The organism is Moorena sp. SIO4E2, assembly GCF_010671945.1.
In the GTDB taxonomy this organism is placed as follows: domain Bacteria; phylum Cyanobacteriota; class Cyanobacteriia; order Cyanobacteriales; family Coleofasciculaceae; genus Moorena; species Moorena producens.
Genome location: NZ_JAAHIE010000234.1, coordinates 1 through 10,884 on the forward strand (window position 1 = coordinate 1; position 10,884 = coordinate 10,884).

Annotated in this window: 13 protein-coding genes; 9 read left to right on the plus strand and 4 right to left on the minus strand. The window is 43.7% G+C overall.

The window, feature by feature from the left end:
- Nucleotides 1-12: 12 nt before the first annotated feature.
- From F6K37_RS21740 to F6K37_RS21770, 7 genes are all read left to right on the plus strand, one after another.
- The gene (locus tag F6K37_RS21740) at nucleotides 13-900 is read left to right on the plus strand and encodes a hypothetical protein (protein ID WP_287252092.1); all 888 of its coding nucleotides are present in this window, start codon (nucleotides 13-15) and stop codon (nucleotides 898-900) included.
- Nucleotides 901-1,027: 127 nt separating this feature from the next.
- Nucleotides 1,028-2,647, plus strand: a complete 1,620-nt coding sequence (locus tag F6K37_RS21745) for a hypothetical protein (protein ID WP_287252094.1) — start codon at nucleotides 1,028-1,030, stop codon at nucleotides 2,645-2,647.
- Between the two features lie 322 nt (nucleotides 2,648-2,969).
- The gene (locus tag F6K37_RS21750; RefSeq protein WP_287252096.1) at nucleotides 2,970-3,164 is read left to right on the plus strand and encodes a hypothetical protein; all 195 of its coding nucleotides are present in this window, start codon (nucleotides 2,970-2,972) and stop codon (nucleotides 3,162-3,164) included.
- A 49-nt stretch (nucleotides 3,165-3,213) separates the two neighbouring features.
- Nucleotides 3,214-3,465: a putative endonuclease domain-containing protein gene (locus tag F6K37_RS21755; protein ID WP_287252098.1), complete on the plus strand. Its 252-nt coding sequence runs from the start codon at nucleotides 3,214-3,216 to the stop codon at nucleotides 3,463-3,465.
- Nucleotides 3,447-4,478, plus strand: coding sequence for a cation diffusion facilitator family transporter (locus F6K37_RS21760; RefSeq protein WP_287252099.1), 1,032 nt, complete (start codon nucleotides 3,447-3,449; stop codon nucleotides 4,476-4,478). Before F6K37_RS21755 ends, F6K37_RS21760 begins: the two co-directional genes overlap by 19 nt.
- Complete coding sequence (locus F6K37_RS21765; RefSeq protein ID WP_287252100.1) at nucleotides 4,459-4,596, plus strand: hypothetical protein; 138 nt, start codon at nucleotides 4,459-4,461, stop codon at nucleotides 4,594-4,596. Before F6K37_RS21760 ends, F6K37_RS21765 begins: the two co-directional genes overlap by 20 nt.
- Before the next feature lie 88 nt (nucleotides 4,597-4,684).
- Nucleotides 4,685-4,894, plus strand: a complete 210-nt coding sequence (locus tag F6K37_RS21770) for a hypothetical protein (protein ID WP_287252102.1) — start codon at nucleotides 4,685-4,687, stop codon at nucleotides 4,892-4,894.
- Here F6K37_RS21770 and F6K37_RS21775 read toward each other — a convergent pair.
- Complete coding sequence (locus F6K37_RS21775) at nucleotides 4,879-5,199, minus strand: hypothetical protein (protein ID WP_008184649.1); 321 nt, start codon at nucleotides 5,197-5,199, stop codon at nucleotides 4,879-4,881. The two genes, F6K37_RS21770 and F6K37_RS21775, sit on opposite strands and share 16 nt — an antisense overlap.
- 108 nt (nucleotides 5,200-5,307) lie before the next feature.
- Here F6K37_RS21775 and F6K37_RS21780 point away from each other — a divergent pair, with 108 nt between their 5' ends.
- Nucleotides 5,308-5,526 (plus strand): hypothetical protein, encoded by a 219-nt coding sequence (locus F6K37_RS21780; RefSeq protein WP_287252103.1) that lies wholly within the window; start codon nucleotides 5,308-5,310, stop codon nucleotides 5,524-5,526.
- A 177-nt stretch (nucleotides 5,527-5,703) separates the two neighbouring features.
- Here F6K37_RS21780 and fumC read toward each other — a convergent pair whose 3' ends face one another.
- On the minus strand, nucleotides 5,704-7,098 hold the full coding sequence (gene fumC / locus F6K37_RS21785; RefSeq protein WP_287252105.1) for a class II fumarate hydratase: 1,395 nt from the start codon (nucleotides 7,096-7,098) through the stop codon (nucleotides 5,704-5,706).
- A 437-nt stretch (nucleotides 7,099-7,535) separates the two neighbouring features.
- Here fumC and queD point away from each other — a divergent pair, with 437 nt between their 5' ends.
- Nucleotides 7,536-7,958 carry a 6-carboxytetrahydropterin synthase QueD gene (queD, locus tag F6K37_RS21790; RefSeq protein WP_353838330.1) on the plus strand — a complete coding sequence of 141 codons (423 nt, stop codon included), beginning with the start codon at nucleotides 7,536-7,538 and terminating at the stop codon, nucleotides 7,956-7,958.
- Between the two features lie 207 nt (nucleotides 7,959-8,165).
- On the opposite strand, the gene F6K37_RS21795 is transcribed toward queD, so the two are convergent.
- Nucleotides 8,166-8,858, minus strand: a complete 693-nt coding sequence (locus F6K37_RS21795) for a CPBP family intramembrane glutamic endopeptidase (RefSeq protein ID WP_008184641.1) — start codon at nucleotides 8,856-8,858, stop codon at nucleotides 8,166-8,168.
- 100 nt (nucleotides 8,859-8,958) lie between these two features.
- The gene (locus F6K37_RS21800; RefSeq protein WP_287252108.1) at nucleotides 8,959-10,722 is read right to left on the minus strand and encodes a mechanosensitive ion channel domain-containing protein; all 1,764 of its coding nucleotides are present in this window, start codon (nucleotides 10,720-10,722) and stop codon (nucleotides 8,959-8,961) included.
- Nucleotides 10,723-10,884 lie beyond the last annotated feature (162 nt).

A 10,884-nucleotide genomic window follows, 5' to 3' on the forward strand; every position in this document is an offset into this window, starting at 1 on the left:
TAGGGGCATTTCTTGCCCCTACTATCAACGCCTCAAACTGAAGAAGAGGCTGAAATCAGTGCAATGTTTCAAGATATTACACTCAAGATTCTTGATTCAACACAAGAAGAGCAACAATCGGCAGAACAAGAAGCAGAAAGTTTGAGTTGGGGTGTCAGCCTATGGTTTGGTTCTGCCGGTGGTCATTCTAGTTCATCTAGTGCTAAATCAGAGCAGTCTAGTAAGTTCTTTAATCAAGAGATAGAAATAGGTTTTCGAGTTGCTAAAGTATCTTTTGATCGCGGTGGTTGGTTCAATCCGCAAATTTTTAAGATGTCTCATGCATTTTACCGGCTGGCTGATCTACAAGTATCTCCAGGCTTGAACATAGAGCAAATTAGGAATATGTCTCCAACAGATATACAAAAAATAACTCAATATGAGAGCGAGGGTATCGGTCAAAAGGAGACCAGAAATTATATTATGCCAGCTTTTCCCGTAGCTATGGCGATTGCGAAAGATATCACTATCAGAGTGAAACTTACTGAGACAAGTAGTAGAAGTGCAAAATCAGTGGTCGAGAGTTCAAGTGCTGCTGGAGGTGGTTTTCTTTGCTTTTCTGTTGCTAGTGCTTCATCAAGTAAAAATTCTTCCGAGTCTGTATTTCATGGCTCTCATGGCGAATATTACTATATCCGTATTCCTGGTCCACAAGTCATTGGCTACTTTTTGCAGTTCGTCCCTAAAGACAATGCCACACCTTATGAGCCTACCTTTACAGATGAAGGCGATAGTCCTGTCATTAAAGCTTTACAACTTTATGATCAAACCGAAGGTCTTCTAGGTTCATCTAATAACAGCCTATTAGATCAAGCTAATCCAAAATTTACTGCCATCGATGAATTGGTGGGGAATGATTAATTCAATATCAACGGATTTATAGCAATCAGGAATGATTCATGAGACAGCTTGGGGTTCAAACCGAGTAAGGAAGGTAACCCCATCTCACAACTGATTTATGATTGGTCGATAACATATTACTACTACCATGCCTACTGTAACTACAAACGAGAATACCTACGGATTTGAGATCGAGTTCTGCACCCACGACAACACTATCCTGCGCTATACCCATGTTGTAATAGCCAGCATTCAGCTTAATGGCCATGGGTTTGAGGACGACAACGAAATTCCCCTCAAGATTGAAACCGACTCAGGAGATGTGTTGGAGTTGGTAACACCACCCATCATTTTTCAAAATGTAAAACAAGCTACCGAATTCAGAAATTCCCTTGCCCAATATCTCAAGGACTCGGTGAAAGACCCACTTACCTTCGCAAATTGGTGGTCGTCCTATGGAAAGAATATCGTATCTCAGATGAATTCTTTTTACGAAACAGCCACTGGTAGTCAACCTAGTGAAGGTAGCTGGATTAAGAACTCAGAAAATTGGGATTTCACAATTTTTAACAATATCATGCTCAACATAAGTGTCAACAACATTGACGATGGGATCAATATTGCAGCTGCCGAAGTACGCCTAAAGAATATTGCTTTCAAGGATGATGCTAATCAAGCATGGAAAAATGAGCTAAACCAAACCGTTTTAAGTACTAGTACCAAGGATTGGCCGGAAGGATACAGCACGCAAACATCAATCCCAATGGGGGTGACAGAGTACGTAAAATACCTGATCTCTCGCAAAATTCTGAAAAGCAACGCTAACCTAAGACGATTGGCAGACCTTCTACAAAATAACCAAACTTCAGAGGAGATTAACGAAACGCTTCAATGGGACAAGGTAGAACGCTGGGCAACGACCTGGTTTTGGGGTGGCGTAATTTTTGATTTGTTTTATGAATTCAAGATTCAGGTGGAACCTCAGGATAAAACCATTGTTTATCTGCCGTCTTACACCCATTTTCAGCAGGGAAATGAGTTGAAATGGTCTAAAAATTTGGGTAAATCGTCCAATCAAACGTTCAACATAGAAGAACTCTCTGAATTAGATGCTGTCCTATTTATCATCGCTCAGAAAACACTTACTGGTGCCCTTGGTAGTCTTAGTGAACAACAGCAGCTAAAAAAACAGACGCTAGGAGATTATGAGAAAAATGCTGCAGCTATGGAGCAGAGGCACTTTGTTAGGCAGCCTGATGATGATGCGAAACAATATTATTGGTGCGAGTACCACTCTGGACTTAAGGATCTCTTGAACGTGTGGTTCAAAGGACACCTGGCAGATGTACTGTTATTATTGTCTAACGACAATGCTAATAGACTCCATAAGCTACATAATCCACAAATAGATGGCTTTGAAACCTCCATCTTAAATATCTACAAAGACCGTCTACATAAAGTGACCAATCAGTTAGAAAAATTCAAGCGTATGCCATTCATGCCAGAATTCACATTCATTGATGATGACAACATGCTTGATACATTGGTTCAGGCACACATCAAAGTGATTAAATCAACGTTAGAGTTTATATGGGAAGGATCGGAGAAATGGGCTCAAGCTAATCGGAATCAGAAGTTTCTTGACTATTCGAGTGGAAATACGCTTTGGGAAGGAAGAAAAGATACCATGATCAAACCCATTAAACATTGGGATGAGGAGACAAAGCAATATAAAACCTTATTTTTGGTAGAGCATAGGAATAATTGATAGGGCACATCTAGGACTTTGTGGAAAAAGGAGGTTCGGCAGGGCAAACGCATCGAATCCCCATAATTCAGGGAACGAAAAGCATTTGAATGGTTCAAAAATTCAAGCAGATCCAAAATTTTGATAGGGACGGATTAAACTGACATTTTATAGCGTTTCTCATAGCTATGAGGTACACATAATTTTTTACCTCTTCCCTCTTACTTGCTCCCTGCTCCCTGCTCCCTGCTCCCTAAAACCTAGGACTTTGTACCTCACTCAAATAAGAATTGCTATATTTGTGCTGCTTAACCATTAATGACTATTATTTTAAATAACTAATATGTCTGACCACCAGGACATCAAACTAGACCGTATAGTAGACCTCTTGCAAAAGGATTTTTTTGATACTGTTTTCGTCAATTATTGTTACTGTTTTCTGTCTCCTGTCTCCTATCTCCTGACAACTGCCGCGAAGTCTATTGTAAGTAATAAGCTGGTTAGCGATCGCTCTTGTCTTTGTGGCGATTGGCCGTAGGCCAGGCTAGGCAAACGCCCATAGAGCAGAGATTCACATAAAGAGTGATTTGTCAAAAAAATTTAGATGCGTTTGCCCTGGTTCTTCCCATGATAGTCCCGAAGCACAAGAACGCGATCGCAAAAAACAAGCGCGTTTGGAGTCTTTGGGAGTGGGATTAAAGCGGTTTCGTGAGCTAGAGGTCTGTAGTGAGAATGAAACAGCCCCACACCCCACACCCCACACCCCACTCCCCACTCCCCACTCCCCAAAACCATTAAGAACTGCCATAAAATGGCATAATTGCCTGATGCCCAAATAAATAATAGGGTAATCCAAGATAATGTGAAGGTAATCGACATCTGTTACCTTCAGGCCATGACCGAAGGACCAAACCGCGATCAGACTAGTCGTCTGGTCTTATTCATTACCCTCTGGCTCAGCTTGTTTGTTTTATCAGTCAAGGTGTCAGCAGCTTGGGCTACCCAATCGCTCAGTCTGATGGGGGAATCTCTGTTCACCCTATTAATTTGCTTTAATACCCTTGTCAATTTGCTGATGATCACTACCTATGACAATTCGCCAGATCTGTCAGTCTATGGTCATGGTAAACGGGAAACGGTGATTACCTTTGTGCTAATTGCCTTTTTCGGCTTTGCTGGGGGAAATTTGTGCTTACTGTCCTCTCAGCAGTTACTAACCCTGATTCAGGGAGGAACCTTAACTATTGGTGTCCGGCTCAGTTTACCCTTAGTACAGCTGTTGGGAGCAGTATTAGCCATGAGCCTTGGTTGGTCTTGCCTGATGGTTTACCAAGCTAGAGTGGTCAGGAGTCCTACCCTACGCTTTCAGGCGGCTCAAATGCTTCAGGATGTGGGCTTAACTATACTAGTACTCGGTGGGCTTTGGGGCGTTTCCCAAGGTTTCCTATGGCTGGATCCACTGTTGAGTAGTGTGCTGGTGCTCTTTGCCGGGGCAAATTGTTGGCAAGTTATCAACTGGCAATTGCCCCTGCTAGTCAAACAAAATCCCATTGATCCAGAAGCGATCGCTCACATAGCCCATCAAGTTGGAGGTGTCACTCGCTGTGATCAAATTCAGTGCCGGGGTGTTGTAGGACGCTTCATGTATGTTGAAATGCATTTGGTAGTGCATCCAGAGTTTTCAGGAGTCATTTCCCTGATTGCTGAACGGATTCAGGGAGGAATTCAAGAACGCTACGGACCCGTACAAGCTATTTTCCACATCGATGATGATTTAACAGCATCCTTACGATGGAATGGCTCGAACCGTAACCAACAAATGAACGGTAAAGATGAACCAGATGGGGAGTAGGGAGTCGGGAGTAGGGAGTCGGGAGTCGGGAGTCGGGAGTCGGGAGTCGGGAGTCGGGAGTCGGGAGTCGGGAATCGGGAATTGGGAGTCGGTTAGTGATAAAGATGTAGTGGTTTAGCCCAGGTCTGGTAGCGGTGCGACCCCGCGCTTTTTCAAAGCGCTAGGGAACGCGCACCGTAAGGTTTCGGGAGCTAAAATCACTAGCTGTGTACCACTCCAATTTTTTGCCTCTTGCCTCTTGCCTCTTGCCTCTTGCCTTAGTGGTGCGTTACGGGGCGGACTATCTCAACGCTGGCTACAAGGTTGAAGATGAGGGCAAGTCCGCCCCTAACGCACCCTACGCACTGTTCCCGATTCCCGATTCCCGATTCCCGATTCCCGATTCCCGATTCCCGATTCCCTATTCTCTCGAATAAACTAATCTACTATAATAGTTTATTGCCCAAAAATTAATACTTAAGCAGACAGCTGCTAAAGTAAACAGAATGTAGGTGGGAGCCATCACTACTCCAATCATCAACCAACTATACACATGGAATAGCATTGCAAAAGCTGGGATGCACGCAACTAAAGCAGCTTTCCGCACCTGAACTTGGGGATAACCAATCACAGTAAAGATGATGGTTTGCAAGGTCAGCAGCAAGTTAGCAGGAACTAAAATGGCACAGATCGCTACACAATGGTTACGGGAGAAATCACATAGGATATTAAAATCAAACATTTTAAAATTGCTAATATTATCGTAAGCATTCAGCCGTGAGCTAAAAGCTCACGCTACGCGAACAGCCGTCAGCCGTCAGCATTAGGCTCACGCTACGCTAACAGCTTTTTGGCACAGGCTTTGGCCTTGGCCTTTCGGCCACGCTACGCGAATGGCCACGCTGTGCGAACGACGCTGGGACTTCACTCAGCATTATTCCAATGCTTACTTGTTGTCTTGATGCAAAGCGCGAGTGGGGGAAACCCCCAAGACCGCTTAGGTGCGCTTACAGTCGTCGAATTAAATTCGCCACGGGTGGCACCTCTGCATCGCTTATTCAAAAGCTGAGAGCTGATAGCTGAGAGCTGATAGCTGAATACTTACACATTTCCTTATCAGTTTATACTCAAAGGTTTCACAGACATTGGGAATTGCTCAATATAGCATTTACAAATCTCCCCCCTCTCCCCACACTCTTCCCCCTACTCCCTACTCCCTACTCCCTACTCCCTACTCCCTAAAAAGCTAATCAAAAGGATAAGCCATCCTGTAAGGATCAACAATCTGGTCAAACTCAGTAGCAGAAACATAGCCTAATTCTAGGCAAGCTGCTTTGAGGGTAAGGTTCTTCTCAGAAGCATGGTGCGCCACTTCTGCAGCTTTGTCGTAACCGATGATTGGACTCAAAGCAGTGACTAGCATCAGGGACTGTTCCAGGAAATACTGGATTTTCTCTCGATTCGGTTCCAGTCCCTTCAGCAGGAAGTCTGTGAAATTATTGCAGCTGTCAGCTAGTAGATGGACAGATTGGAGCAAGTTGAACACAATCATCGGCTTAAAGGTGTTCAACTCAAAGTGCCCCTGAGCACCAGCAAATGCGATCGCACTATCGTAGCCCATCACCTGAGTAGCTGCCATAGTCATCGCTTCGCACTGGGTCGGATTAACTTTCCCTGGCATAATCGAAGACCCTGGCTCATTGGATGGCAGTTTCAGTTCCGCAAATCCGCACCGTGGTCCACACCCTAGGAAACGGATATCATTAGCAATCTTCAATAACGAGCACCCTAGGGTTTTCAGGGCACCGCTAGCCATAACCATGTCATCATGAGCTGCTAGAGCCGCAAACTTGTTAGGAGCAGACACAAAGGGCAAGCCAGTCAACTTAGCAATATGCTCAGCAGCCTTTTCAGCAAACCCCTTGCCAGCATTTAACCCAGTCCCGACAGCGGTTCCACCAATCGCCAACTCGTATAAACCAGGAAGCACAGAGTCTATCCGTGCTAAATTAGCATCTAGCTGGGCAACGTAACCGGAAAACTCTTGACCCAAGGTTAACGGTACAGCATCTTGAAGGTGAGTGCGCCCAATTTTTGCTATATTATCCCATGCTTTCGCTTTCTCCTCTAGAGCATCCCGCATTTTCTTGACCTTGGGCATCAGTCGCTCATGAAGCGCTACCGCTGACGCGATGTGCATGGCCGTGGGAAAGGTATCATTAGAAGATTGGGACATATTGACGTGGTCATTGGGATGAATGGGTTTTTTGCTACCCATCACCCCCCCAGCTAGTTCAATAGCACGATTAGCAATCACCTCGTTCACGTTCATGTTGCACTGGGTACCACTACCAGTCATCCAAACACGGAGAGGGAAGTTACCGTCTAGCTGGCCTTCGATGACCTCAGTTGCTGCGTCAATGATTAACTTAGCTTTATCCTCTGGTAGTTTACCCAGTTCACAGTTAGTCAGAGCAGCCGCTTTTTTCAGAATAGCCATCGCTGTTATGACTTCCGGAGGGATAAAGTCTTGTCCAATCGAGAAATATTTTAGCGATCGCTGAGTTTGAGCGCCCCAATACCGATTAGCAGGAACTTCGATTTCCCCCATGCTATCGGTTTCTGTTCGCATCTTAGTCATCAGTGATATCAACTCCCCTTGCTTCCTTCGTTTATGGTATAGCAAAGACAGTAGGGAGTAGGGAGTAGGGAGTAGGGAGTAGGGAGTAGGGATGCATGGCTTTTATGGTACTTCATGCTATGTTTAAAATGGCGATAGATATCAGCAACTTTGGTAATCGTTTATGGCTGTATTAAAACTTGATTATGATTTCCAAATCAATCATTAAAACCAATCTTAATTTATCATAAAAACCAAGATCGATCGGCTCTAGGTTAGACTGTTATCTGTTATATTTGTCTAGATAACCTCTTATAGTTAGTTTCAACTCAATAGAGTTTTTTCTAGAAGAAGTGTAAGATAAATTCTTAATTATTAATTCTCAATTCTAAATTTTTCATTCTAAATTTTTCATTCTAAATTCTAAATTCTAAATTCTAAATTCTTAATTATTAATGATGGAAGAATGGTTAATCTACAAGGAGTTTCGGTTTGAAGCTGCTCATCGCCTTCCCCATCATGACGGCAAATGTAGTCGGTTACATGGCCATAGCTGGGTGGGGCGAGTATATGTCAAAGGTAATCAACTAATTGAGGAGGGTTCCAAACAGGGGATGATAATGGACTATGGAGATATCAAGACCTATCTCAAGCCTCTGTTGGATAACTTTTTGGATCATTATTACCTCAATGAGACAACCGGCTTGGAGAATCCTAGTAGTGAAGCGATCGCCAAGTGGGTTTTTGAGCGACTTGAGGAAGCCGGTTTACCAGGATTGTATGCCGTTGAAATTCAAGAAACCTGTACCTCTGGTACGCGATATAGCAGAAGTCAGAAGTCAGAAGTCAGAAGTCAGAAGTCAGAAGTAAGCTATGACTAAGTTTCGGAGTTTAGTAATGTCAAACATCTGAAGGCGTAGTGCTATAGCGGTTTTTAGCATCATGAGGTACAAAAAATTTTACCTTTTTCCTCTTCGGACTTTACTAATTTATGCTCCCTGCTCCCTGCTCCCTGCTCCCTAAAAGCCAACAAATGTACCTTACTAGCTTAAAATACGCTATATAATTATCCTGAGTCAACAGCTTAGCTACCCGAATAGGAGTTGCCAACCGACAAATGCGATCGCTAAATCTGCAAGAACATGACTAACATAACCAGACCAGATTGAACGGTAGGTTAGATAGCACCACGACCATACCGCTCCAGCCATGAACACCCCTAATGAGCCAAGTATGACCACCAGCCAATCCTGGGTATAAAAGGTTAAAGCAATAATGTGATGGAGGGTAAACAGCAATGCACAAAGCAATACTGACCCAAGTCCGGGGATGAGAATCTGGCACTTGCTCCAGACAAACCAACGCCAGATATACTCTTCCAGGAAGGCATTAATAAAAGTCCAATACATCGCCCCGAGTACATAAATGTATGCACTAGTTATGCCAGCTTCTTGGGCTTGACTTTGAACATCCGTCTGATCAATCCAGTGCTGACCAAAAAGCCAATAAGCCCCAAGGATGATCCCAAACATCACCAGTCCCAAAATAGTTCCAGTCAACAACTCCTGTCCCTTCGGCAAGGATAAACGTAACTTGCCACGATCCACCCAGAAAAACCAAGCAAGAGGCAGTGCTAGTAACCAGACTTTGCAAAATGAGAATATTGCCTGCCCTAATGATCCTGGAGCAATATATAGTGCCATTGCTATACCGATACTCCCAGCAGGAACTAGCAGTAGCAAAGCCAATAGTGGATTTTTACCAGAGTCAGTCTTGAGCATTGAAAATTCTCCGGTGGTAACTTTATTGGTTATGCTAGAAGCTTTGCTGCAAACTATCGGTACGTTCTGTGCCAGTTGTACAACTTTCCTAAGGGTATAGCTAGGATAACGTCATGTCTTTAAACCTTTTTGCCATACTGCCCTCTTCCTTAGCCATAGTTTCGCTAATGTATATTTCCTGGCTCGGCAGTGGAATCACAATTCCCTCTTCTTCAAATCTTTCTTTGATAATTTGTCTGAGGTCACAATAGGCTGTCCAGTAATCCTCTCTTTTAGTATATACCATAAACCAAATGTTAACAGCATATTCAGCCAATTCACCGGTATCAATCCAAGGTCCAGGGTCTTCCAATACTAAAGGATGGGAGTTGGCAATATCCTTAAGAACTTGGATCGCTTCAGTAATACTATTGGCGTAGCTGATCCTAACTGTAATAAAGATAGCGCGGACGGGGCTAATGGTTTCATTCTCGATAACGTTACCCCAGACTGAGTTGTTCGGCACAATAATAATTTTATTTTGAGAAGTCTTGATGGTAGTGCAAATTAAGTTGACATCTTGAACCTTTCCTTTTACCCCAGCTACTTCAATGATATCCCCCACATCGAAAGGTTTATAGAGTAAAATCATTAACCCATTGGCCAAGTTACCGAGGGTACTTTGGAACGCAAACGCTACCACAAAACCAGCAGCTCCAATCATAGCGATCAGTGGTCCAATACTGACCTCTAGGGCAGTAATCCCTACAAGAATACCCACCACAAATAATCCTTGGCGGGTTAGAGTAACCAAGAACTGACCCAGCATAACTGAGATATTCGGGAACATCCCCAAAGATTTCTCGAGGACTGTACTTAAGATCACCGAGAGGATGCTAAAGCCAGCAATGATTCCTAGACATTTGCCAATGTTATTGGCCCAGCGCTGACCTCCTTCTTTAGACTGGAGCCAGCCAACAATGGTAATCCAGGTTCCTTGAGTGTCGGTTACGTCAACCTTAATCCCACTGATGGCATTGACGTATTTTTTGTACAACTCGACATCACCACCTTTAGTTTCCAGCTCTTCAAGTACCACCTCAAAGCGTTCGCTCAAACCAGCCCGTTCATCCCGCAGTTTCGTGAGGTTGACCAGTACTTGCTTTTTAACTTCGGTCTTGGCCTCGACCGCTTCTTCTATCTTTTCTTGAGCTTTTTCCAGTCCCTGTTCAGTCTTTTTCTGCTGTTGTTCATCCGTAACGACTTTGTTGCTAATTGTCCCAATCTGCTCTTGAACCTTAGCAACTTCATCGTCTGAGGTTTTGGCTTTATTTTTATCCTCTTCCGTACCTTCAACTGCTTTATCAATTGCCCCCTGCAAGGTTTTATCCTGCTGGGTCTTTTCTTCTTCTTTGACCGCTTCTTCTACTGACTTCTGAGCTTTTTCGAGAGCTTCCTGTGCTTCAACAGCTGCGTCTAAAGCTTCAACGGAACCTGATGGTGCTCCCTCAGTCTCGATTTTTTCTTTAGTGTCTTTGGCTTCCTCAAGAGCTTCTTTGGCCTCTTCTAGGGCATCAACAGCTTCCTTAGATTGTTGAAGCTCTCGATTTTTGCGCTTGACAGCAATTTCCGCATCGCTGAGTTCTTTAACTTTAGTTTTAAGCAAGAACATCCACCCTTTAGCTTCACCCTCCAGCTCATCTAATGTCAAGGGCTTGAGCATTAGCTCTAGCTCCTCAATCGGAATAGTTGGATCTGCAGTTGTAACTGCTTTCTGATTGGGTGCATTAGTGCTTTGTTGAGCTTGGACAGGTAACCAGCATGTCCCAAGGATTAAGAGACTCCCAAACAAAATGCTAATTTTCTTTTGTCGGTAACGAATCATTAGTTTTTGGTGTTGATAAGACGTTAATGACGATGTGACCTGTACAGTTTGGTTTACTTTTCAGTGTTAATCAAAGAAGATGTAAGGTGTATAGTTTTTTTCACTGTTCAGTGTTAACCGTTAACTGTCAACAGTTGCTCCCGACCTTACCACCCGAAAATC

What these genes read in the sequence shown, in the direction of transcription:
- F6K37_RS21775 (WP_008184649.1), bottom strand. Translation starts at nt 5,199, where the DNA reads ATGTTTGATTTTAATATCCTATGTGATTTCTCCCGTAACCATTGTGTA.
- F6K37_RS21765 (WP_287252100.1), top strand. Translation starts at nt 4,459, where the DNA reads ATGAACCAGATGGGGAGTAGGGAGTCGGGAGTAGGGAGTCGGGAGTCG.
- F6K37_RS21800 (WP_287252108.1), bottom strand. Translation starts at nt 10,722, where the DNA reads ATGATTCGTTACCGACAAAAGAAAATTAGCATTTTGTTTGGGAGTCTC.
- queD (WP_353838330.1), top strand. Translation starts at nt 7,536, where the DNA reads ATGGAAGAATGGTTAATCTACAAGGAGTTTCGGTTTGAAGCTGCTCAT.
- F6K37_RS21750 (WP_287252096.1), top strand. Translation starts at nt 2,970, where the DNA reads ATGTCTGACCACCAGGACATCAAACTAGACCGTATAGTAGACCTCTTG.
- F6K37_RS21745 (WP_287252094.1), top strand. Translation starts at nt 1,028, where the DNA reads ATGCCTACTGTAACTACAAACGAGAATACCTACGGATTTGAGATCGAG.
- fumC (WP_287252105.1), bottom strand. Translation starts at nt 7,098, where the DNA reads ATGACTAAGATGCGAACAGAAACCGATAGCATGGGGGAAATCGAAGTT.
- F6K37_RS21795 (WP_008184641.1), bottom strand. Translation starts at nt 8,858, where the DNA reads ATGCTCAAGACTGACTCTGGTAAAAATCCACTATTGGCTTTGCTACTG.